At 63.7% G+C, this 21,166-nt stretch carries 35 protein-coding genes; 33 read left to right on the top strand and 2 right to left on the bottom strand.

The genetic code is table 11. The features are described from left to right. Window positions 1–36: 36 nt before the first annotated feature. A complete protein-coding gene (locus SSO01S_RS06795; RefSeq protein WP_083942891.1) occupies window positions 37–528 on the bottom strand; it encodes a bactofilin family protein in 492 nt (163 codons plus the stop codon). Then, on the bottom strand, window positions 528–1,118 hold the full coding sequence (locus SSO01S_RS06790) for a hypothetical protein (protein ID WP_066797142.1): 591 nt from the start codon (window positions 1,116–1,118) through the stop codon (window positions 528–530). Before SSO01S_RS06790 ends, SSO01S_RS06795 begins: the two co-directional genes overlap by 1 nt. 301 nt (window positions 1,119–1,419) lie before the next feature. Between SSO01S_RS06790 and rpsL the strand changes: the two genes are divergently transcribed. The 33 genes from rpsL to rpsK all read left to right on the top strand — a co-directional run bounded on the left by rpsL (window position 1,420) and on the right by rpsK (window position 21,097). Further along, the gene (gene rpsL, locus SSO01S_RS06785; protein ID WP_019831557.1) at window positions 1,420–1,791 is read left to right on the top strand and encodes a 30S ribosomal protein S12; all 372 of its coding nucleotides are present in this window, start codon (window positions 1,420–1,422) and stop codon (window positions 1,789–1,791) included. A 57-nt stretch (window positions 1,792–1,848) separates the two neighbouring features. Beyond that, entirely contained in the window at window positions 1,849–2,319 is a 471-nt protein-coding gene (gene rpsG / locus SSO01S_RS06780) for a 30S ribosomal protein S7 (protein WP_066797139.1), read from the top strand. 65 nt (window positions 2,320–2,384) lie between these two features. Then, window positions 2,385–4,478, top strand: a complete 2,094-nt coding sequence (fusA, locus tag SSO01S_RS06775; protein ID WP_066797136.1) for an elongation factor G — start codon at window positions 2,385–2,387, stop codon at window positions 4,476–4,478. A 92-nt stretch (window positions 4,479–4,570) separates the two neighbouring features. After that, window positions 4,571–5,767 (top strand): elongation factor Tu, encoded by a 1,197-nt coding sequence (tuf, locus tag SSO01S_RS06770; protein ID WP_066797134.1) that lies wholly within the window; start codon window positions 4,571–4,573, stop codon window positions 5,765–5,767. A 124-nt stretch (window positions 5,768–5,891) separates the two neighbouring features. After that, a complete protein-coding gene (locus tag SSO01S_RS06765) occupies window positions 5,892–6,194 on the top strand; it encodes a PadR family transcriptional regulator (RefSeq protein ID WP_066797131.1) in 303 nt (100 codons plus the stop codon). After that, window positions 6,191–6,808, top strand: a complete 618-nt coding sequence (locus SSO01S_RS06760; protein WP_066797128.1) for a hypothetical protein — start codon at window positions 6,191–6,193, stop codon at window positions 6,806–6,808. Before SSO01S_RS06765 ends, SSO01S_RS06760 begins: the two co-directional genes overlap by 4 nt. Beyond that, window positions 6,805–7,332 carry a hypothetical protein gene (locus tag SSO01S_RS06755; protein WP_066797125.1) on the top strand — a complete coding sequence of 176 codons (528 nt, stop codon included), beginning with the start codon at window positions 6,805–6,807 and terminating at the stop codon, window positions 7,330–7,332. Before SSO01S_RS06760 ends, SSO01S_RS06755 begins: the two co-directional genes overlap by 4 nt. Before the next feature lie 133 nt (window positions 7,333–7,465). Then, window positions 7,466–7,777, top strand: coding sequence for a 30S ribosomal protein S10 (gene rpsJ / locus SSO01S_RS06750; RefSeq protein WP_010545719.1), 312 nt, complete (start codon window positions 7,466–7,468; stop codon window positions 7,775–7,777). 342 nt (window positions 7,778–8,119) lie between these two features. Continuing rightward, the gene (gene rplC / locus SSO01S_RS06745) at window positions 8,120–8,878 is read left to right on the top strand and encodes a 50S ribosomal protein L3 (protein WP_066797123.1); all 759 of its coding nucleotides are present in this window, start codon (window positions 8,120–8,122) and stop codon (window positions 8,876–8,878) included. A gap of 2 nt (window positions 8,879–8,880) precedes the next feature. Continuing rightward, the gene (gene rplD / locus SSO01S_RS06740) at window positions 8,881–9,510 is read left to right on the top strand and encodes a 50S ribosomal protein L4 (protein ID WP_066797115.1); all 630 of its coding nucleotides are present in this window, start codon (window positions 8,881–8,883) and stop codon (window positions 9,508–9,510) included. Then, window positions 9,503–9,820 carry a 50S ribosomal protein L23 gene (locus tag SSO01S_RS06735; protein ID WP_066797112.1) on the top strand — a complete coding sequence of 106 codons (318 nt, stop codon included), beginning with the start codon at window positions 9,503–9,505 and terminating at the stop codon, window positions 9,818–9,820. The genes rplD and SSO01S_RS06735 overlap by 8 nt, the downstream gene beginning before the upstream one ends. 3 nt (window positions 9,821–9,823) lie before the next feature. After that, a complete protein-coding gene (gene rplB / locus SSO01S_RS06730; RefSeq protein WP_066797109.1) occupies window positions 9,824–10,672 on the top strand; it encodes a 50S ribosomal protein L2 in 849 nt (282 codons plus the stop codon). Then, window positions 10,672–10,947 carry a 30S ribosomal protein S19 gene (gene rpsS, locus SSO01S_RS06725; RefSeq protein WP_066797106.1) on the top strand — a complete coding sequence of 92 codons (276 nt, stop codon included), beginning with the start codon at window positions 10,672–10,674 and terminating at the stop codon, window positions 10,945–10,947. Before rplB ends, rpsS begins: the two co-directional genes overlap by 1 nt. Beyond that, window positions 10,947–11,324 carry a 50S ribosomal protein L22 gene (gene rplV / locus SSO01S_RS06720; RefSeq protein ID WP_066797103.1) on the top strand — a complete coding sequence of 126 codons (378 nt, stop codon included), beginning with the start codon at window positions 10,947–10,949 and terminating at the stop codon, window positions 11,322–11,324. Before rpsS ends, rplV begins: the two co-directional genes overlap by 1 nt. Further along, window positions 11,324–12,031, top strand: a complete 708-nt coding sequence (rpsC, locus tag SSO01S_RS06715; protein ID WP_066797100.1) for a 30S ribosomal protein S3 — start codon at window positions 11,324–11,326, stop codon at window positions 12,029–12,031. The genes rplV and rpsC overlap by 1 nt, the downstream gene beginning before the upstream one ends. A gap of 15 nt (window positions 12,032–12,046) precedes the next feature. Beyond that, on the top strand, window positions 12,047–12,481 hold the full coding sequence (gene rplP / locus SSO01S_RS06710; RefSeq protein ID WP_066797098.1) for a 50S ribosomal protein L16: 435 nt from the start codon (window positions 12,047–12,049) through the stop codon (window positions 12,479–12,481). Window position 12,482: 1 nt separating this feature from the next. Then, entirely contained in the window at window positions 12,483–12,686 is a 204-nt protein-coding gene (gene rpmC, locus SSO01S_RS06705) for a 50S ribosomal protein L29 (protein WP_066797096.1), read from the top strand. Between the two features lie 11 nt (window positions 12,687–12,697). After that, window positions 12,698–12,967: a 30S ribosomal protein S17 gene (rpsQ, locus tag SSO01S_RS06700; protein WP_066797094.1), complete on the top strand. Its 270-nt coding sequence runs from the start codon at window positions 12,698–12,700 to the stop codon at window positions 12,965–12,967. A gap of 86 nt (window positions 12,968–13,053) precedes the next feature. After that, complete coding sequence (rplN, locus tag SSO01S_RS06695; protein WP_066797091.1) at window positions 13,054–13,422, top strand: 50S ribosomal protein L14; 369 nt, start codon at window positions 13,054–13,056, stop codon at window positions 13,420–13,422. Window position 13,423: 1 nt separating this feature from the next. Next, window positions 13,424–13,741 carry a 50S ribosomal protein L24 gene (gene rplX, locus SSO01S_RS06690; RefSeq protein WP_066797088.1) on the top strand — a complete coding sequence of 106 codons (318 nt, stop codon included), beginning with the start codon at window positions 13,424–13,426 and terminating at the stop codon, window positions 13,739–13,741. Continuing rightward, a complete protein-coding gene (gene rplE / locus SSO01S_RS06685) occupies window positions 13,734–14,315 on the top strand; it encodes a 50S ribosomal protein L5 (RefSeq protein ID WP_083942890.1) in 582 nt (193 codons plus the stop codon). The genes rplX and rplE overlap by 8 nt, the downstream gene beginning before the upstream one ends. Before the next feature lie 18 nt (window positions 14,316–14,333). Beyond that, the gene (gene rpsN / locus SSO01S_RS06680) at window positions 14,334–14,639 is read left to right on the top strand and encodes a 30S ribosomal protein S14 (protein ID WP_066797084.1); all 306 of its coding nucleotides are present in this window, start codon (window positions 14,334–14,336) and stop codon (window positions 14,637–14,639) included. A 12-nt stretch (window positions 14,640–14,651) separates the two neighbouring features. Next, the gene (gene rpsH, locus SSO01S_RS06675; RefSeq protein ID WP_066797082.1) at window positions 14,652–15,047 is read left to right on the top strand and encodes a 30S ribosomal protein S8; all 396 of its coding nucleotides are present in this window, start codon (window positions 14,652–14,654) and stop codon (window positions 15,045–15,047) included. A 1-nt stretch (window position 15,048) separates the two neighbouring features. Next, complete coding sequence (gene rplF, locus SSO01S_RS06670; protein ID WP_066797079.1) at window positions 15,049–15,582, top strand: 50S ribosomal protein L6; 534 nt, start codon at window positions 15,049–15,051, stop codon at window positions 15,580–15,582. Then, window positions 15,582–15,938, top strand: a complete 357-nt coding sequence (gene rplR, locus SSO01S_RS06665) for a 50S ribosomal protein L18 (protein WP_066797716.1) — start codon at window positions 15,582–15,584, stop codon at window positions 15,936–15,938. Before rplF ends, rplR begins: the two co-directional genes overlap by 1 nt. A gap of 2 nt (window positions 15,939–15,940) precedes the next feature. Further along, on the top strand, window positions 15,941–16,660 hold the full coding sequence (gene rpsE, locus SSO01S_RS06660; protein WP_083942889.1) for a 30S ribosomal protein S5: 720 nt from the start codon (window positions 15,941–15,943) through the stop codon (window positions 16,658–16,660). A 6-nt stretch (window positions 16,661–16,666) separates the two neighbouring features. Beyond that, complete coding sequence (rpmD, locus tag SSO01S_RS06655; protein ID WP_066797076.1) at window positions 16,667–16,846, top strand: 50S ribosomal protein L30; 180 nt, start codon at window positions 16,667–16,669, stop codon at window positions 16,844–16,846. 98 nt (window positions 16,847–16,944) lie between these two features. Then, window positions 16,945–17,487 carry a 50S ribosomal protein L15 gene (gene rplO, locus SSO01S_RS06650; protein WP_066797074.1) on the top strand — a complete coding sequence of 181 codons (543 nt, stop codon included), beginning with the start codon at window positions 16,945–16,947 and terminating at the stop codon, window positions 17,485–17,487. 188 nt (window positions 17,488–17,675) lie between these two features. Continuing rightward, window positions 17,676–19,037 (top strand): preprotein translocase subunit SecY, encoded by a 1,362-nt coding sequence (gene secY / locus SSO01S_RS06645; RefSeq protein WP_066797071.1) that lies wholly within the window; start codon window positions 17,676–17,678, stop codon window positions 19,035–19,037. A gap of 29 nt (window positions 19,038–19,066) precedes the next feature. Further along, a complete protein-coding gene (locus SSO01S_RS06640; RefSeq protein ID WP_066797068.1) occupies window positions 19,067–19,720 on the top strand; it encodes an adenylate kinase in 654 nt (217 codons plus the stop codon). A 126-nt stretch (window positions 19,721–19,846) separates the two neighbouring features. Continuing rightward, window positions 19,847–20,071, top strand: a complete 225-nt coding sequence (locus SSO01S_RS06635) for a hypothetical protein (RefSeq protein WP_066797064.1) — start codon at window positions 19,847–19,849, stop codon at window positions 20,069–20,071. A 253-nt stretch (window positions 20,072–20,324) separates the two neighbouring features. Then, the gene (rpsM, locus tag SSO01S_RS06630) at window positions 20,325–20,693 is read left to right on the top strand and encodes a 30S ribosomal protein S13 (RefSeq protein ID WP_066797061.1); all 369 of its coding nucleotides are present in this window, start codon (window positions 20,325–20,327) and stop codon (window positions 20,691–20,693) included. Window positions 20,694–20,707: 14 nt separating this feature from the next. After that, window positions 20,708–21,097: a 30S ribosomal protein S11 gene (gene rpsK, locus SSO01S_RS06625; protein ID WP_066797059.1), complete on the top strand. Its 390-nt coding sequence runs from the start codon at window positions 20,708–20,710 to the stop codon at window positions 21,095–21,097. Window positions 21,098–21,166: the final 69 nt, after the last annotated feature.

Below are 21,166 nucleotides of genomic sequence, written 5' to 3'. Positions count from 1 at the left end.
GGACGCGGCCTTTTTCGTGTCGGCAGGCGATGCCGTTCAGGCAGCGTGCTCGTTCGCGGCGGCCGGATAAGCGGGCGCCGAATCGACCGGGCGCGGTCCCGCGGGGGCGCTGGCCGCCTGCTGGATCGTGCTCATATGCTTCAGGCGGCCATCGATATGCCCGCCATTCTCGATCGTGATGTTTTCATATTCGACGTCGCCGCTGATCTTGGCCGAGCGCTCCACGGTGAGGTTGCGCACACGGACCGTGCCCTCGACCGCGCCAGCAAGCCGCGCCTGTTCGGCGGTGACGCTGCCGAAAATCTGGCTTTCCGCGCCCTGCGCCAGCGTACCGCAATTGACATCGCCCTCGATACGCCCGTCGATGTGCAGGTCCGAGCTGGCGGTGACATTGCCGGTGACGATCACATCCGGGCCGATCACGGAAAACATGCCGCGCTTCGACCCGCCCGTCTGCGGAGGCGGCGCTGGCGGCATCGCAGGGCGCTCGTCGCGTTCACGGTCACGGTTACGGCTACCACCAAACATTACGCTACTCCCCAAGTCCCGGATTCGGTGTCTTCATTCTTATGATTAGCATAGGTGGCGCGCGGGAGGAGAGCCCAGATTTCCCCGGGCCGTTCCATTGAGGGATTGTCATTGGCCGGCACCAGCGCCGCCCCGCGCGTAGAAAGACCGGCAAGGAGGGGTATGGCGGCACAGGCCAGCGCGCCGAGCAGGGGGCTGCCGACCGTGCAGAGCATCGCCAGCAAACCGCTAAGCACCGCCAGCGCGGGCAAGCGCAAATCCGAATCGCGGGACGCGCAGCGAATCGAGAGCGCCACGGGCACGAGTAGCGCCGCAGCTCCGAGCCCCGGAACCGCTAGCGCGAGAATCGAAGCGGGCAGGGCGGCACCGGGATCGCCCGCGCGCCCGGCGGGCGTGCTGCGCATCCGCGCGCCGTGCCACGAGAGCATTCCGGCGCATCCTGCCAGCAGCAGCCCAAGCCCGCCCCAGCCGAACAGCGGCACGACGCCCGGCAGCGCGGGCCCGGCAAGCCCCAGCGCCAGCGTGGCCATCAGCGCGGCGAGCGCGGCAAGCGGGCGGCGCCAGCGGCCAAAGGGGTTGCGCATGATCATTGGCGATGCTTAGCGCTACAGGCGTTGACGCATCCTTATCCGCGCGCGGAATTTCGCCGCCGGACCGGGTGCCAGATCAGGTTCCGGGCAGGCTGTTGACCGGATCGGGCCTCGCGGCTATAGGCGCCACCGTCTCGAAGAGCGCCGGCTACGGCCCTAGCCTCCTTGCGACAAGAGCTGAACGTTGCTGGAAACGCAATGGCCCGGGGGGTCAAACGACACCCGGGGCCTTTTCGTATTCTCTCTTGTTCCGGCAAAGTAACCTCCGGATTATCCGGGCAACATAAGGTGAAGGGCTTTCATGCCGACGATTAACCAGCTGGTCCGCAAGGGCCGCGAACCGCAGAAGGCCAAGTCCAAGGTCCCTGCGATGGAGCAGAACCCGCAGAAGCGCGGCGTTTGCACGCGCGTTTATACGACGACTCCGAAGAAGCCGAACTCGGCGCTCCGCAAGGTTGCGAAGGTCCGCCTGACCAACCAGCGCGAAGTCATCAGCTACATTCCGGGCGAAGGTCACAACCTTCAGGAGCACTCGGTCGTGCTGATCCGCGGCGGCCGCGTCCGCGATCTTCCCGGCGTTCGCTACCACGTCCTGCGCGGCGTGCTCGATACGCAGGGTGTGAAGGATCGCAAGCAGTCGCGTTCGAAGTACGGCGCCAAGCGTCCGAAGTAAGCCAAAGTAAGCCCCGGACAGGTTCCGGATCGGCTGAAGTTTTAGAAGGAAATTCAGATGGCTCGTCGTCGTCGTCCCGAAAAGCGGGAAATCCTGCCTGATCCCGTTTATGGTGATGAGGTTCTGTCCAAGTTCATGAATTCGGTCATGCTGGACGGCAAGAAGTCCGTCGCAGAGGGCATCGTCTATTCGGCGCTCGAAACCGTTGAGCAGCGCGCCAAGCGCGAGCCGCTCGGCGTGTTCCATGACGCGCTGAACAACATCAAGCCGGGCATCGAAGTCCGCAGCCGCCGCGTTGGCGGTGCGACCTATCAGGTTCCCGTCGAGGTGCGCCCCGAGCGCGCCCAGGCGCTTGCGATCCGCTGGCTGATTGCCTCGGCCCGCAACCGCAGCGAGCACACCATGTCGGCGCGCCTTTCGGGTGAGTTGCTGGATGCTTCGAACAACCGCGGCAACGCAGTGAAGAAGCGCGAAGACACGCACCGCATGGCGGAAGCGAACCGCGCCTTCAGCCACTACCGCTGGTAATTTTCGTACTTACATTATGGGGAGCCGGTTCGCTGGCTCCCCAAACCCTTTAAGGAACCACGATCATGGCCCGCAGCCATCCGCTCGAGCGCTATCGCAATTTCGGCATCATGGCGCACATCGACGCCGGCAAGACGACGACGACCGAGCGTATCCTCTACTACACCGGCAAGTCCTACAAGATCGGCGAAGTGCATGAAGGCACTGCGACGATGGACTGGATGGAGCAGGAGCAGGAGCGCGGGATCACGATCACGTCTGCTGCCACCACCTGCTTGTGGAAGGCGGAAGAGGGCAAGGGCCCCGAGCATCGCCTGAACATCATCGACACGCCCGGCCACGTCGACTTCACCATCGAGGTGGAACGTTCGCTGCGCGTGCTCGACGGCGCGATCACCGCGTTCGACGGCGTTGCCGGCGTTGAGCCGCAGTCGGAAACCGTGTGGCGTCAGGCGGACAAGTACAAGGTTCCGCGCATGTGCTACATCAACAAGCTCGATCGCACCGGCGCCAACTTCTATTACTGCGTGCAGACGATCATCGATCGCCTGGGCGCGAAGCCGGCCGTGCTGTATCTCCCGATCGGCGCGGAATCGGACTTTGTCGGCCTGGTCGATCTGGTCAACGAGCGCGGAATCATCTGGAAGTCCGAAAATCTCGGCGCGGAATTCGAATATGTCGAAATCCCCGAGGACATGAAGGACAAGGCTGCCGAGTATCGCGAGAAGCTCATCGAGCTCGCCGTCGAGCAGGACGACGAGGTGATGGAAGCCTATCTGGAAGGCAATCTTCCTGACGTTGCGACGCTGAAGGCGCTGATCCGCAAGGGCACGCTCAACCAGTCGTTCGTGCCGGTGCTGTGCGGCTCGTCGTTCAAGAACAAGGGCGTGCAGGCGCTGCTCGACGCAGTCGTCGACTATCTGCCTTCGCCGCTCGACATTCCGGACGTCCAGGGCATCAACCCGGCGAATGACGAGCCCGACACGCGTGCAACCTCGGACGAGGCGCCGCTTTCGATGCTCGCATTCAAGATCATGAACGATCCGTTCGTCGGCTCGCTCACCTTCGCGCGCATCTATTCGGGCACGCTCACCAAGGGCAGCTACCTGAACTCGGTGAAGGACAAGAAGGAAAAGATCGGCCGCATGCTGCTGATGCATGCGAACAGCCGTGAAGACATCGACGTCGCCTATGCCGGTGACATCGTGGCGCTCGCGGGTCTGAAGGAAACCACGACGGGTGACACGTTGTGCGCCGAAAAGGCCCCGATCATCCTGGAGCGCATGGAGTTCCCGGAGCCGGTGATCGAGCTGTCGGTGGAGCCGAAGACCAAGGCCGACCAGGAAAAGATGGGCATCGCGCTCAACCGCCTGGCCGCCGAGGATCCCTCGTTCCGCGTTTCGACCGATCACGAATCGGGCCAGACGATCATCAAGGGCATGGGCGAGCTTCACCTCGACATTCTCGTCGATCGCATGAAGCGCGAGTTCAAGGTCGAGGCGAATGTCGGCGCGCCGCAGGTGGCGTATCGCGAATACCTCAAGAAGCCGGTCGACATCGACTTCACCCACAAGAAGCAGTCGGGCGGCACGGGCCAGTTCGGCCGCATCAAGGTGAAGCTGACGCCGGGCGAGCGCGGTGCGGGCATCATCTTCAAGGACGAGATCAAGGGCGGTAATATTCCCAAGGAATATATCCCGGCGATCGAGAAGGGCTTCCGCGAGACCGCGGCGACCGGCTCGCTCGTGGGCTTCCCGATCATCGACTTCGAGATCCTGCTCTATGACGGTGCGTACCATGACGTCGACTCGTCGGCGCTGGCATTCGAAATCACTGCACGCGGCGCAATGCGCGAAGCGGCGCAGAAGTCGGGCATCACGCTGCTCGAGCCGGTGATGAAGGTCGAAGTCGTCACTCCGGAAGAATATCTGGGCGACGTCATCGGCGATCTGAACAGCCGCCGTGGCCAGATCCAGGGCACCGACACGCGCGGCAACGCGCAGGCGGTGGCCGCGATGGTCCCGCTGGCGAACATGTTCGGCTATGTGAACCAGCTGCGCTCGTTCACCCAGGGTCGCGCGAGCTACTCGATGGAGTTCTCGCACTATGACGAAGTGCCGCAGAACGTTGCAGACGAAGTGAAGGCGAAGCTGGCCTAAGGGCTGGCGCTAGAGGAAATAGGTCGCTAAGGGGCCGCGTTCGCGTGGCGCCCTGACCGGCCGCGAAATTGAATTCAGAAGGTAGGAAACCAATGGCCAAGGCAAAATTTGAGCGGAACAAGCCGCACCTCAACATCGGCACCATCGGTCACGTCGATCATGGCAAGACCTCGCTGACCGCCGCGATCACCAAGATCCTGGCAGAGAACGTTGCCGGCAACGCTGCCGTCGACTTCGCCAACATCGACAAGGCTCCGGAAGAGCGCGAGCGCGGCATCACCATCTCGACCGCACACGTCGAGTATGAGACCGACAAGCGCCACTATGCGCACGTCGATTGCCCGGGCCACGCCGACTATGTGAAGAACATGATCACCGGTGCCGCCCAGATGGACGGCGCGATCCTCGTGGTTGCCGCAACCGACGGCCCGATGCCGCAGACCAAGGAGCACATCCTGCTCGCTCGCCAGGTCGGCGTGCCGACGATGGTCGTCTTCCTCAACAAGGTCGACCTGGTCGACGACGAGGAAATCCTCGAGCTGGTCGAAATGGAAATCCGTGAAGAGCTCAGCAAGCGCGAGTTCGACGGCGACAACATTCCGATCATCCGTGGCTCGGCGACCGCAGCTCTCTCGGGCTCGGACGACAAGCTCGGCAAGGATGCGATCCTGGCTCTCATGGCAGCAGTCGACGAGTCGATCCCGCAGCCGGAGCGTCCGCTCGACAAGCCGTTCATGATGCCGATCGAAGACGTGTTCTCGATCTCGGGCCGCGGCACGGTCGTCACCGGCCGCGTCGAGACCGGCGTTGTGAAGGTTGGCGAGGAAGTCGAGATCGTCGGCATCCAGGAAGCTGTCCGCAAGACCACCGTCACCGGCGTTGAAATGTTCCGCAAGCTGCTCGACCAGGGTGAAGCCGGCGACAACATCGGCGCGCTGATCCGCGGCGTTGGCCGTGACGAAGTCGAGCGTGGCCAGGTTCTCGCCAAGCCGGGTTCGATCAAGCCGCACACCGACTTCAAGTCGTCGGTCTACGTTCTGTCGAAGGACGAAGGCGGCCGTCACACCCCGTTCTTCGCGAACTATCGTCCGCAGTTCTACTTCCGTACCACGGACGTGACCGGCACGATCGAGCTGCCGGAAGGCACCGAGATGGTCATGCCGGGCGACGAAGTCGCTCTCGGCGTGAAGCTGATCGCACCGATCGCCATGGACGTCGGCCAGCGCTTCACGATCCGCGAAGGCGGCCGCACCGTTGGTGCAGGCGTCGTTGCAGAGATCTCGAAGTAAGTCACACGCCCTAACGGGTTGAGACACGAAGGCCCGGCCTCCCGAAAGGGAGGCCGGGCTTTTCGTTTGTGGCGTCTGCGCGGGCGGTTTGACTCTTAAATCTACATATGTTGTAAACCGCGCGATGGCACGCGATCGTCAGCCTTCGAAACAGATGCGGCTATTGCTCGTCGCGCTGTCCGCCCGGGCCCGGCAATGGCGGCACGGATATGATCTGATGAAGGAAACCGGCCTTCAGTCCGGTACGCTTTACCCGTTGCTGATGCGGATGACCGACAACGGCCTGGTTGAGGCGGAATGGCGCGAGCCGTCGCAGCCGGGGCGGCCCGCCCGCCACGCTTATCGCCTTACCGCGAAGGGGCTGGAACTGGCGCTGGCGCTTGCCGCGGCTGACCCGCTTCCCGGCGCAAAGGCGGCGTTGGCATGATCCTGCTCCTGTCTCGCGCCCTGATGGCGATGGCGATCCGCTGCCTGGGCGAGCATCGCTACGAATGGGGGGCGGGGATGGAGGCAGAGTTCGACGCGGCGTGGCGTGACGGGCATCCGCTGCGCTTTGCCGCCGGATGTCTGTGGGGCGCCCTGCGCGAGCTGCCCCATCACGAATCGGGGCGCTTCGCCCTGTGGAGCTATGCGCTGGCGCTGGGCGTGATGCTGCCGATCGCCAGCGTGTTGATCTTCGGAGTGCTGTTCGACTTCCCCTATACCTATCTGATGCAGGCGCAGGCGATGAGCCTGCCCAAGGGCAATGCCGATGCCGGGGTATTCCTGCACGAGGCAAATCGTGCGGCGCTGCCATCGCTCGCGGTGCTGATCGTGTTCCTTGGCATCGGGCATCTCCGGCTCGCATGGGATATGCTGGAGCGGGACTGGGCGCGGGTGGCGGTCGCGGCTCGGGCGAACGCCGCGATCACCGCGACCCTGGCGGTGTTCACCGGCCTGGTCTTCGCTTGTACCGAGCCGGTGCTCATCCAGCTGACCGGACTGGCGATCGAACTGGCGCTTCTGGCGATGATGACACGCTGGTCGCGCAGATTTGCATGATCAGCCGCAGGGCAACGGCGCTGACGGCGTGCACGCTCGCCATCGTCGCCGGGGTGCTGATTGCCGGGCACGAGCCGATCTTCCCGCCGCCGCGAGGGCTGTGGCTGGGCACGCTGCCGGTACAGGGCGACCGCGCCGATGCGATGCGCGCCGGCCTGACCCATTGCACCTCAGCGACTCGCAACAGGCTGCGCTGCCGCAAGGACGGCGTGATGCTGATGGGGCTCGGCCCCTACACTGCCGCCGTCGATATGTACGGTGCGGACGGGCGGGGCGGCTTCTATCAGCTGACTTTGTGGGACAGCGATGACCAGGACACCGTCCAGGAGGTTGGCACGCGGCTCAAGGCGCAAGGCTGGTCGCTGTGTCGCACCGCCCATAACGAATTTGCCGGGGACCAGGAGATATACACCCGCGCGGGAGCCCCGGTGCGGTTCTCGATCGATATCAGCTATTGGGGCAAGCGCAGGCTGCGGATCCTGCCGGAGCTGAATGAGCCGACCGGCCATTGCTGGTCGCACTGAAGCGCCGAAAAATTCCCGATCGTCGGGGTTGATTATTCCCAGCCTTGCGCGTAGTGGCCCGCGTTCAGTTTTTAGATTTCAACAGCAAGAGCTCCGGCTACGGGGCCCGCTCTTTCGCATCGGCAGGAAAACCATGGAAACGCAGAATATCCGCATTCGCCTGAAGGCGTTCGATCATCGAGTGCTCGACCAGGCTGCCGGCGACATCGCCGACACCGCGCGCCGCACCGGCGCCCTGATCCGTGGTCCGATCCCCCTCCCGACGCATATCGACAAGTTCACGGTCAACCGTGGTCCCCACATCGACAAGAAGAGCCGCGAGCAATTTGAGACGCGCACCTACAAGCGCATGCTCGACATCGTGCAGCCGACTCCGCAGACGGTGGACGCGCTGATGAAGCTCGATCTCGCCGCTGGCGTCGATGTCGAGATTAAGCTGGCCTGAGGGCTGGACAGGGAAGCGCTGCTGACGTAAAGGCGCGCGTCCACACGAGATTCGGTCGGATTCGACCTGCTCGTCGTCCCGGTTCAAGCCGGGACCTCTGGCCTCCAGGCGATGCCTGGCACGAGGAGATCCCGGCACTCGCCGGGGTGACGGAAAAGGCCAAAGAGCCATCGGCTCACACAGATCGAGATACCGCCAGCGGCTTCGGCCTCTGGGACTGCGTCTCCCGTCTTGTTTCTTCGGAAGCAATTCAGCCCAGACGGGGGCTCGCATCATATTTGGGCTGAGGCACGCACCCGAGGGAATGGTCCCTGGGGTGCCTCTGTATAGGAGCATAGGATCATGCGCACTGGCGTGATCGCGAAGAAATTGGGGATGACCCGCCTGTTCCAGGACGACGGCCGCCACGTGCCGGTAACGGTCCTGGCCCTCGAAGGCGTCCAGGTTGTCTCCATCCGCGAACAAGATCGTGACGGCTACACCGCCGTCCAGCTCGGCGCCGGTTCGGCGAAGAGCAAGAACGTTGCGAAGCCGCAGCGTGGCCATTTCGGCAAGGCCGAAGTCGAGCCCAAGGCGATCGTCCATGAATTCCGCGTCGACGCTGACGGCCTTCTCGAAGTGGGCGCCGAGATTTCGGCTGCGCACTATGTTGCCGGCCAGTTCGTCGACATCCAGGGCAAGACCCAGGGTAAGGGCTTCGCCGGCGGCATGAAGCGTTGGGGCTTCGGCGGTCTGCGCGCCACCCACGGCGTTTCGGTCTCGCACCGCTCGCTCGGTTCGACCGGGCAGCGCCAGGATCCGGGCAAGGTCTTCAAGAACAAGAAGATGGCCGGCCACATGGGTGACAAGTTCCGCACCCAGCAGAACCTCGAAATCGTCGGCACCGACGTCGAGCGCGGCCTGATCTTCGTCAAGGGCTCGGTCCCTGGCTCGAAGGGCGGCTGGCTGTTCGTCAAGGACAGCGTGAAGGTCGACCGTCACGCCGATGCGCCGTTCCCGGCTGGCCTGAAGGCCGCCGCCAACAACAACGACACCGCCCCCGCGGAGACCCCGGCCGAAGTGACCGCGGCTCCCGAGGCGACCGAAGGCCAGGAGGGCTGAACGTGAAGGTCAAGGTTCAAACCCTCGACGGCAAGGCGGCCAAGGGCGCCGAGCTCGAGCTCAACGATGCGATCTTCGCCGTCGAGCCGCGCGCGGACATCCTGCACCGCGTCGTCACCTGGCAGCTCGAGAAGCGCCGCGGCACTGCCCGTGGGACGCGTGAGCGCGCTGATGTCGCGCGTACGGGCAAGAAGTTCGGTCGCCAGAAGGGCGGCGGTACGGCTCGTCACGGCGATCGCCGCGCACCGGTGTTCATCGGCGGTGGTAAGGCGCACGGCGCTCGCGTTCGCGACTTCAATCCGTCGCTGAACAAGAAGATCCGCGCGCTTGGCCTCAAGATGGCGCTGAGCACCCATGCAAAGGCCGGCTCGCTGGTCGTCATGGACAGCATCGCGATCGAGAACAACAAGACCAAGACGCTGGCTGGCAACCTCGAGAACCTGAAGTTCGGCAAGACGCTCGTCATCGACGGCGATGCGGTCGAGACCAGCTTCGCTCTGGCCGCCGGCAACCTGCACACGGTCAACGTGCTGCCGGCCATTGGCGCCAACGTCTATGACATCCTGAAGCACGACACGCTGGTTCTCACCCGCGCTGCCGTCGAAAAGCTGGAGGCGCGCTTCAATGGCTAAGAAGCAGGCAGCCGCGATCGACAACCGTCATTATGACGTGATTGTCGCGCCGCACATCACCGAGAAGTCGACCATGGTTTCGGAGCACAACGCGGTTGTGTTCCGGGTCGCTGGCGACGCCACCAAGCCCGAGATCAAGGCTGCCGTCGAGGCGCTGTTCTCGGTCAAGGTCACCGGCGTCAACACGATCGTCCAGAAGGGCAAGACCAAGAAGTGGAAGGGCAAGCCCTACACCCGGTCGGACATCAAGAAGGCAATCGTGACGCTCGCCGACGGCGACCAGATCGATGTGACCGCGGGGGTCAACTAAATCATGGCACTCAAGAATTATAACCCGACGACGCCGTCGCAGCGCGGGCTGATCCTGATCGACCGCTCGACCCTGTACAAGGGTCGCCCGGTCAAGGCTCTGACCGAAGGCAAGCGCAAGACCGGTGGCCGCAACAACAAGGGTCACGTGACCTCGCGCGGCATCGCCGGCGGTCACAAGCAGCGCTATCGCATCGTCGATTTCAAGCGCCGCCTGTGGGACGTCGAAGGCACCGTCGAGCGGATCGAATATGATCCCAACCGCACCGCTTTCATCGCGCTGATCAACTACGGCGCCGACGAGAACGGCAAGGACCGCGTCGCCTACATCATCGCGCCGCAGCGTCTCGCTGTCGGCGACAAGGTGATCGCGGCGAAGAAGACCGACGTGAAGCCGGGCAACGCCATGGAACTGGGCTCGATGCCGGTCGGCACGATCGTCCACAATGTGGAGATGAAGCCGGGCAAGGGCGGTCAGATCGCGCGTTCGGCAGGCACCTATGTGCAGGTCGTGGGTCGTGACCGCGGCATGGTGATCGTTCGCCTGAACTCGGGTGAGCAGCGCTACATCCACTCGAACTGCATGGCGACGGTCGGTGCGGTGTCCAACCCGGACAACCAGAACACCAACCTCGGCAAGGCTGGCCGCAATCGCTGGAAGGGCGTCCGCCCGCTGACCCGCGGTGTTGCCAAGAACCCGGTCGACCATCCGCACGGCGGTGGTGAAGGCCGTACCTCGGGCGGCCGTCATCCGGTAACCCCGTGGGGCAAGCCGACCAAGGGTGCGCGCACCCGCCACAACAAGGCGACGGACAAGATGATCATCCGTAGCCGTCACGCGAGGAAGAAGTAATGGCTCGCTCGGTATGGAAGGGTCCGTTCGTGGACCTGCATCTGCTCAAGAAGGCGCAGACCGCCCAGGAAACCAACGCGCGTGCGCCGATCAAGACCTGGTCGCGCCGTTCGACGATCCTGCCCGACTTCGTCGGTCTTACCTTCAACGTCTATAACGGCCGCAAGTTCGTGCCGGTGTCGGTGAACGAGGACATGGTGGGCATGAAGCTGGGCGAGTTCGCTCCGACCCGCTTCTTCCCCGGCCACGCAGCCGACAAGAAGGGCAAGCGTTAATGTCTAAGCCAAAAGCACCCCGTCGCGTCGCCGATAACGAGGCTCTCTCGGTCGGCACGCAGATCCGCGGCTCGGCGCAGAAGCTGAACCTCGTCGCGGGCCTGATCCGTGGCAAGAAGGCTGGCGATGCGATGAACATCCTCCAGTTCTCGACCAAGGCGATGGCCGTGGACGCGCGCAAGGTTCTCGCTTCGGCGATCGCCAATGCGGAGAACAACCATAACCTCGACGTCGACGCGCTCGTCGTCGCCGAGGCTTCGGTCGGCAAGTCGATCACGATGAAGCGCTTCGCGACGCGCGGCCGTGGCAAGTCCACCCGCATCCTGAAGCCGTTCAGCCGTCTTCGCATCGTCGTCCGCGAGCAGGAAGAAGCATAATGGGTCACAAGAGCAATCCGATCGGCCTGCGCCTGCAGATCAACCGTACTTGGGATAGCCGCTGGTTCGCAGAGGGCGCCGATTACGGCCGCCTCCTCATCGAGGACCTCAAGATCCGCAAGTACATCCTCAAGACGCTGCCCCAGGCCGCGATCTCGAAGGTGGTGATCGAGCGTCCGGCCAAGCTGTGCCGCATCTCGATCTACGCGGCGCGCCCCGGTGTCATCATCGGCAAGAAGGGCACGGACATCGAGAAGCTTCGCAAGACGCTTGGCGAGATGACCTCGTCCGACGTTTCGCTGAACATCGTCGAGATCCGCAAGCCCGAAGTCGACGCCAAGCTCGTCGCGCAGGGCATTGCCGACCAGCTCGAGCGCCGTATCGCTTTCCGTCGCGCCATGAAGCGCGCGGTGCAGTCGGCGATGCGTCTCGGTGCAGAAGGCATCCGGATCAACTGCGGCGGTCGTCTGGGCGGCGCCGAGATCGCCCGTTCGGAATGGTATCGTGAAGGCCGCGTTCCGCTGCACACGCTGCGCGCGAACATCGACCACGCCGAGGCCGAAGCCCACACCGCTTATGGCGTGTGCGGCGTGAAGGTCTGGATCTTCAAGGGCGAGATTCTCGGCCATGATCCGATGGCGACCGACCGTCTCAACATGGAATCGCAGACTTCGGGCGTCCGCCCGCAGCGCGAAGACCGTCGCTAAGGCTAGGACAGAGCAATGTTGCAACCGAAGAAGTTTGCGCACCGCAAGCAGTTCAAGGGCCGTATCCATGGCGACGCCAAGGGCGGCACCACGCTGAACTTCGGCTCCTATGGCCTGAAGGCGCTGGAGCCCGAGCGGATCACCGCGCGCCAGATCGAAGCGGCCCGCCGGGCGATCACGCGTCACATCAAGCGCCAGGGCCGTTTGTGGATCCGCATTTTCCCGGATCTTCCCGTGACCGGCAAGCCGGCCGAAGTCCGCATGGGCTCGGGCAAGGGTGCGCCTGAATATTGGGCAGCCCGCGTCAAGCCCGGCCGCATCCTATTCGAGCTGGACGGCGTTCCGGGCCCGCTCGCGGCAGAGGCGTTCAGCCGCGCGGCGATGAAGCTGCCGATCAAGGTGAAGGTCGTGGCTCGCCTCGGCGACACGTCGCACCTGGGAGTTCTGTAAGATGACCAAGGCTACCGATCTTCGTGCGAAGACCGAGGACCAGCTCAGCGAGGAGCTGAGCAACCTGAAGCGTGAGGCGTTCAACCTCCGCTTCCAGGCCGCGACCAGCCAGCTCGAGAAGTCGAGCCGGGTCAAGGAAGTCCGTCGCGACATCGCCCGCATCAAGACGCTGCAGAACGAGCGTTCGCGCTCGGCTGCCAAGTAAGGACAAGAGACATGCCGAAGCGCGTGCTGACCGGGAACATTGTCTCGGACAAGGGCGACAAGACGGTTGTGGTGCTGGTGGAGCGCAAGGTGAAGCACGCGCTCTACGGCAAGATCATCCGCCGCTCGAAGAAGTATCACGCCCATGACGAGGGCAATGAGTACAAGGCCGGCGAGACCGTGCGCATCGAAGAGACTGCGCCGATTTCGAAGCTGAAGACCTGGAAGGTGATCGAGCGGGTGAACACCCACGCGACGCCCGAGCGGCTCGACAACGCCTGAAGCAACCCCGGCCCGCGAGGGCTGAGTGTAACTGGAACCCCCGGGCCGGATGGTCCCGGTAGGCCAAGAGAGAAGGAATCGGATCGATGATCCAGATGCAGTCCAATCTCGACGTCGCTGATAATAGCGGCGCGAAGCGGGTGCAGTGCATCAAGGTGCTGGGCGGCTCGAAGCGCCGCGTGGCCGGTGTTGGCGACGTTATCGTCGTCAGCATCAAGGAAGCACAGCCCCGCGGCAAGGTGAAGAAGGGTGACGTGCATCGTGCAGTCATCGTCCGCACCGCCAAGGACATTCGCCGCGCCGATGGCTCGGTCATTCGTTTCGACGGCAATGCCGCCGTGCTGGTCAACAAGAACGAGGAGCCGATCGGCACCCGTATCTTTGGACCGGTCGTTCGTGAGCTGCGCAACAAGGGCTTCATGAAGATCATCAGCCTTGCGCCGGAGGTGCTGTAAAATGGCGTCCGCCAAGATCAAGAAGGGTGACCAGGTCATCGTCCTGTCCGGCAAGGACAAGGGCCGTACCGGTGAAGTCACCCAGTCGCTGCCGAAGGAAGGCAAGGTTGTCGTCGCCGGCGTGAACGTCGCCGTGCGTCACCGCAAGGCTTCGCAGGCAAACCCGCAGGGCGGCCTCGAGCGTTCGGAAGCGCCGCTCCACGTCTCCAAGGTCGCGCACGTGACCAAGGACGGCAAGGCGACCCGCGTTCGTTTCGAAACTCGCGACGGCAAGAAGGTTCGCGTTGCGGTCAAGACCGGGGAGGTCATCAGTGGCTGATAAGTATATCCCCCGCCTGAAGGCGAAGTACGACGCGGAGATCGCCAAGGCGATGACTGCGAAGTTCGGCTACAAGAACGTCATGGAAGTTCCGCAGATCGACAAGATCGTGCTGAACATGGGCGTTGGCGAGGCGACGCAGGACAAGAAGAAGGTCGAGCAGGCCGCTTCTGAAATGCAGCTGATCGCGGGCCAGAAGCCGGTGATCACCAAGGCGAAGAAGTCGATCGCGCAGTTCAAGCTGCGCGAGGGCATGCCGATCGGCGTGAAGGTTACCCTTCGCCGCGAGCGCATGTACGAGTTCCTCGACCGCTTCGTCACGATCGCGCTGCCGCGCGTTCGCGATTTCCGCGGGCTGAACCCCAAGTCTTTCGACGGCCGTGGCAACTATGCCTGCGGTCTGAAGGAGCAGCTGATCTTCCCGGAAATCAGCTACGACAAGGTCGATCAGATCCGCGGTATGGACGTGATCGTCACCACCACTGCGAAGACCGACGACGAAGCTCGCGAGCTTCTCCGTCTCTTTGGCTTCCCGTTCCCGCTCGAGGCGGACGGCGAAGCGCAAGCCGCATAACGAAGAGAGCTTAAGTCCATGGCGAAACTGAGTTCGATCAATAAGAACGAGAAGCGCAAGAAGCTGGTGAAGAAGTATGCCGGCAAGTATGCGAAGCTCAAGGCAACCGCGAATGACAAGTCGGTCGACGAGACCGAGCGCCTGATCGCGCGGCTGAAGATGGCCGAGATTCCCCGCAACGGGAATCCGACCCGCATCCGCAATCGCTGCGAGATGACCGGCCGTCCGCGCGCCTATTACCGCAAGTTCCGTCTCGCTCGCGTGATGCTCCGCGATCTGGCCAATAAGGGCCTGATCCCCGGTGTCACCAAGTCGAGCTGGTAAGGATAGAGATCGATGGCATTGACCGATCCCCTGGGTGATATGCTCACCCGCATCCGCAACGGCCAGCGCGCGCGCAAGGACTCGGTCCTTACGCCTGCGTCGAAGCTGCGTGCGCGCGTTCTCGATGTGCTCCAGCGCGAAGGCTACATCCGTGGCTATAGCGAAGAGCAGATGGGCCCCGCCGCGGGCATCCGTATCGAGCTGAAATATTTCGAGGGCCAGCCTGCGATCAAGCATGTCGCACGTGTCTCGAAGCCGGGCCGCCGCGTCTATTCGGGCAGCCAGGAGCTTCCCCGCGTTCGCAACGGCCTCGGCATCACGATCGTCTCGACGCCTCGCGGTGTTCTCTCGGACGCGGAAGCGCGCGAGCAGAATGTCGGCGGCGAAGTGCTCGCGGAGGTCTTCTGATATGAGCCGCATCGGCAAGAAGCCGGTCTCGGTACCGGCAGGCGTCACCGCCTCGATCGAGGGCAAGACCCTCAGCGTGAAGGGCCCGAAGGGCACCCTGACGCTCGCGATGCGCGACGAGATCACCTACACGCTCGACGATGGCGGCATTTCGGTGCAGCCGGCGAACGAGAGCAAGTCGGCGCGTGCCTTTTGGGGCATGCAGCGCACGATGGTGCAGAACCTGATCACCGGCGTGACCGAGGGCTTCACCAAGAAGCTCCTGATCACCGGCGTCGGCTATCGCGCCGCGTCGCAGGGCAAGGTGCTCAAGCTGCAGCTCGGCTATTCGCATGACGTCAATTTCGACATCCCCGAGGGGATCGAGATCAAGACGCCGGATCAGACCACGGTCGAGATCTCGGGCATCGACAAGCAGAAGGTCGGCCAGGTGGCCGCAGAAATTCGTCGTTGGCGCAAGCCCGAGCCCTATAAGGGCAAGGGCATCAAGTATGACGGCGAATTTATCTTCCGTAAGGAAGGGAAGAAGAAGTGATCAGCAAGGGTCTTTCGCTTTTCGAAAAGCGTCGCCGCCGCAACCGCACCGCGCTTCGCGCGCGTTCGGGTGGCCGTCCTCGTCTTTCGGTTCATCGCTCGGGCAAGCATATCTATGCTCAGGTGATCGACGATGCCGCCGGCAAGACTGTCGCCTCCGCCTCGACGCTCGACAAGAGCGTCAAGGGCACTGCGGGCTCGACCGTCGCTGCGGCGCAGGAAGTGGGCAAGCGCGTTGCCGAGGCCGCCAAGGCCGCCGGCGTGACGCAGGTCGTCTTCGACCGCGGTGGCTTCCTCTATCATGGCCGCGTCAAGGCGCTGGCCGATGCCGCTCGTGAGAGCGGACTGGAGTTCTAAGAATGGCCGACGAAATCAACACGACCGAAGCGCCGGTCGAGGCGCAGGACGCCGGTCAGGCTCCGACCGAGGGCCGTGGTCCGCGTGGCGGCCGTGGCCGTGGGCCTGGCGGTGGTCAGAACCGTGGCGGCCGTGACGGCCGTGGCGGCCGCGACAATCGCGGGCGCGGTGGTCCTGGTCAGGACGATGGCGGCGAAGAGCTGATCGAGAAGCTGGTTCACATCAACCGCGTCTCGAAGACGGTGAAGGGCGGCAAGCGCTTCGGCTTCGCGGCGTTGGTCGTCGTGGGCGATGGCAAGGGCCGTGTCGGCTTCGGCCATGGCAAGGCGCGCGAAGTGCCGGAAGCCATTTCGAAGGCGACCGCTTCGGCGAAGAAGGCAATGGTTCGCATTCCGCTCAAGGAAGGCCGTACCCTGCATCATGATGGCAACGGTCACTTCGGCGCTGGCCGCGTGACGGTTCGCTCGGCTCCGGCCGGCACCGGCATCATCGCGGGTGGCCCGATGCGCGCCATCTTCGAATCGCTGGGCGTTGCAGACGTCGTCACCAAGTCGGTCGGCACGTCGAACCCCTACAACATGATCCGCGCCACCTTTGAGGCGCTGAACGAGCAGACTTCGCCGAAGTCGGTCGCTCAGCGGCGCGGCAAGAAGATCGCCGACCTGCTCGGCCGTGGCGGTTCCGCAACCGCCGAGGCCGATGCCGCAGCGATCGCGGAGTAAGGCATCATGGCAAAGATCAAGATCCAGCAGATCGGTTCGCCGATCCGCCGCACCAAGGATCAGCGCGCAACGCTGATCGGCCTTGGCCTCAACAAGATGCACCGCGTCAGCGAGCTGGAGGATACCCCGGAAGTCCGTGGCATGATCCGCAAGCTGCCGCACATGGTGAAGGTGCTCGAGGGCTAAGCCCTCCGACTCCTTTTCAGGTGACAGACACAGGGGAGGGGGCTAATGGCCCCCTTCCTATTTTCTCAGCGCGATAAAAGCGAAAGCGAGTGCACGACATGAAACTGAACGATCTCCGCGACAATGAAGGTTCGCGTAAGTCCCGGATGCGCGTCGGACGCGGCATCGGTTCGGGCAAGGGCAAGACCGGTGGTCGCGGCGTAAAGGGCCAGAAGAGCCGTGAAGGCGTCTCGATCAACGGGTTCGAGGGCGGCCAGATGCCGCTCCACATGCGAATCCCGAAGCGCGGCTTCAACAACATCTTCGCCAAGGATTATGCCGAGGTGAACCTGGGCGCGATCCAGAAGGCGGTGGATGCCGGCAAGCTGGACGCCAAAGCGACCATCGACCAGGCGGCGCTCAACGCTGCCGGCCTGACCCGTGGCGGCAAGGACGGCGTGCGCCTCCTCGCCAAGGGCGAATTCTCGGCCAAGCTGAACTTCACCGTCGCCGGTGCGTCCAAGACCGCGAAGGAAGCGGTGGAAAAGGCTGGCGGTTCGGTGACGATCCCCGAGATCGTTCCGGCTGCTGACAAGCACAAGGCCAAGCATCGCTCGGTGCAGAAGGTCATCGCCGCGAAGAAGGCGGGCGGCAACGCATAACCGTCACCCCGGCGAAAGCCGGGGTCTCAGGCCGCTAGCGCGCCGCCTGTGGCACGAGATCCCGGCTCAGGCCGGGATGACGAAAAGGGGCTCGACGGGTTAGACAAGCTCGTTGGCTTACCTATATGAGCGGCGGGGGGCGTTAATCAGCGTCTGCCGCCGTTTCAGTTTCCAGGACGAACACGCACATGGCATCCGCATCTGATGCACTCGCATCCAACATCAGCCTGAGCAAATTCGCTCAGGCGACCGAGCTCAAGAAGCGCCTGTGGTTCACCCTGGGCGCACTGATCATCTTCCGCATGCTGAGCTATGTGCCGCTGCCGGGCATCGATGCGACGCAGCTCGATCTGCTGACGCAACAGACCCAGGGCGGCGTCCTGGATTTCTTCAACAATTTCACCGGTGGCGCGCTCAATCGCGCTTCCGTGGTCGCCCTGGGCGTTATGCCCTACATCACCGCCTCGATCGTGGTGCAGCTTGCGACGTCGCTGTCGCCGCAGCTCAACGCGATCAAGAAAGAAGGCGAGAGCGGCCGCAAGCGGCTGAACCAGTATACCCGCTACGGCACGGTCGCGCTCACTGCGATCCAGGGCTGGTTCATCGCCGTCGGGCTTGAGAGCTTCGGCGCCGCGCAGGGCCTGCAGGCTGTGATCGAGCCTGGCATGATGTTCCGCATCGGCGCGGTCATCTCGCTGGTCGGCGGGACGCTGTTCCTGATGTGGATCGGTGAGCAGATCACCAGCCGCGGCATCGGCAACGGCATCAGCCTCATCATCATGGCCGGGATCGTCGCGCGTCTGCCGCAGACGATGGTCCAGCTGTTCGAGAGCGGCCGTCAGGGCACGATCGATCCGCTGCGTCTGATCCTGATCATCCTGGGCGTCGCCGCGCTGGTGCTGTTCATCTGCTTCATGGAGCGCGCCCAGCGCCGCATCCTGATCCAGTATCCCAAGCGCCAGACGGCGCGCGGGGTGCAGGCGGAGCGCAGCCACCTGCCGCTCAAGCTCAACACCGCGGGCGTGATCCCTCCGATCTTCGCTTCGTCGCTGCTGCTGCTGCCGCTGACGATCACGCAGTTTGCCGGCAACATGACCGCGGGCGAGAGCGCATGGGGTGATTTCATCATCAACCTCAACACCTATCTGCGCCACGGCTCGCCGCTCTACATGACGCTCTATGGCGCCGGCATCATCTTCTTCTCGTTCTTCTACACCGCGGTGGTCTTCAACCCCGAGGAGACGGCGGACAATCTGAAGAAGTATGGCGGGTTCATCCCGGGCATCCGGCCGGGCAAGAACACCGAGACCTATTTCGATTACGTCCTCACCCGCATCACGGTGATCGGCGCGGCCTATCTCACCTTGATCTGTCTGCTGCCCGAATATCTGATCGCGTCGATGGGCGTGACGTTCCTGATGGGCGGGACCAGCCTGCTGATCGTCGTGAACGTGACGATGGACACGGTCACGCAGATCCAGTCGCACTTGCTGGCGCACCAATATGGTGACCTGATCAAGAAGGCCAAGCTCAAGGGCCGTTCGCGCTAGGCGCGGCGAGCACACGGGAGAGAGCTCGAGTGAATATCATCCTGTTGGGACCGCCGGGTGCGGGCAAGGGAACCCAGGCGGAGCGGCTTGTCGCCGGTCGCGGCATGGTCCAGCTTTCCACGGGCGACATGCTCCGTGCCGCTCGCAAGGCCGATACCCCGCTGGGGCATCAGGTTGCGGCGGTGATGGACTCGGGCGCTCTCGTCTCGGACGAGATCGTCTCGGCGCTGATCGACGACAAGCTCGGCTCGATGGGCGACGAGCAGGGCGCGATCTTCGACGGCTATCCGCGCACGGCGGCGCAGGCAGAATCGCTCGACGAGTTGCTCGCGGCGCATGGTCGCGAGCTCCAGCACGTCATCGAGCTGCAGGTTGATGAGGATGCGCTGGTCGAGCGGATCACCGGCCGCTTCAGCTGCGCGAGCTGCGGCGCGAACTATCACGACAAGTTCAAGCAGCCCAAGCAGGCCGATACGTGCGACGTGTGCGGCAACCATGAGTTCAAGCGCCGACCCGACGACAACGAAGCCACTGTCCGCACGCGGATGGAGGAATATCGCGCCAAGACCGCGCCGATCCTGCCGATCTACGAAGCGCGGGGTATCGTCAGCCGTGTCGACGGCATGGCCGACATGGACGAAGTGACCGCAGCGATCGAAGCGATACTGGCCGGCAAGGGCTGAGCGCGGAGGTCTGCGGACCTGCGCTTGGAAGGAGGACCCTGAGCGCTGTCACGCAGCGAGCTTCGGAAATCGGGGCGCGCGGGCTATAGGGGCTTGCGATCCGCGACGGAGCACAGGGGAAAGCCGATGAGCAATACCAGCGTCGTTTCGTCCACCGCCGCCACTGCCGCCGTAACCGCTACCCCGCCATTGTCCGTGCCTCAGCGGGCCGGCGCCCGCTTGCAGTTCGGTGATCGCTTCTCCGTCGCCAGCGAAGTGGAGGCAACGCCCGCCGGATTATTGGCGGTCGGCGGGATGGTAGGCGCGGCTTTGCTGGGCAGCGCTTTCATCGTCTGGGCGGCGCGGCGGTAGCGCCCCAAGGCGGGACGCCGTCCCTGGCTGACGCTTGGCGCGCGCCCGACGTTCGTGTATGGGTCCGGTTCCGACGAAAGCGGCGTGCAGCGCTTGACAGCGCCTGCGCGGCTGCATATGTCGCGCTTCTTCCGAACAACGGTTTTACGGCAGCGTCTTGGCGCGTATGCCGCGCAACTGCATTTTCGGGCTAACGCTACGATATGGAGTGTACGCAGCCATGCCGCACTCCGTGGAGCTGGGAGAATAATTCATGGCTCGTATTGCGGGTGTCAATATCCCGACCAACAAGCGCGTGATCATCGCGCTTCAATATATCCACGGCATCGGCCCCGCAAAGGCCAAGGAAATCACGGAAAAGCTCGGCATTGCCGCAGAGCGTCGCGTGCAGGACCTGTCGGACCAGGAAGTCCTTCAGATCCGTGAGACGATCGACGCCGGCTACTCCGTCGAAGGCGACCTTCGCCGTGAAGTCGCAATGAACATCAAGCGTCTGATGGACCTGGCCTGCTATCGCGGCCTCCGTCATCGCAAGGGCCTCCCGGTCCGTGGCCAGCGCACGCACACCAATGCGCGCACCCGCAAGGGCAAGGCCAAGCCGATCGCCGGCAAGAAGAAGTAAGGGAGCGCTGAGAAATGGCACAGGCACCGCAGCGCATTAAGCGCCGTGAGCGCAAGAACATCACCTCGGGCGTCGCCCATGTGAATGCTTCTTTCAACAACACCATGATCACGATCACCGATGCCCAGGGCAACGCGATCTCGTGGTCGTCGGCCGGCATGATGGGCTTCAAGGGCTCGCGCAAGTCGACCCCCTATGCGGCGCAGGTCGCGGCGGAAGACGCAGGCCGCAAGGCTGCCGAGCACGGCGTCCGTACGCTCGAAGTCGAAGTGAAGGGTCCGGGATCGGGCCGCGAGTCGGCGCTCCGCGCGCTGCAGGCGGTCGGTTTCCAGATCACGTCGATCCGCGACGTGACGCCGATCCCGCACAACGGCGTTCGTCCGTCGAAGCGTCGCCGCGTCTGATTTGCTGTTCTGTTCGGCTCTCGAACCCGGGTGCGGGTTCGCGGGCCGGGCACGCAATTTACTGGCGGG

It is taken from the genome of Sphingomonas soli NBRC 100801 (genome assembly GCF_001591025.1).
In the GTDB taxonomy this organism is placed as follows: domain Bacteria; phylum Pseudomonadota; class Alphaproteobacteria; order Sphingomonadales; family Sphingomonadaceae; genus Sphingomonas; species Sphingomonas soli.
The sequence above is the reverse complement of the archived record's forward strand: the minus strand, read 5'-3'. Positions and strand labels throughout refer to the sequence as shown.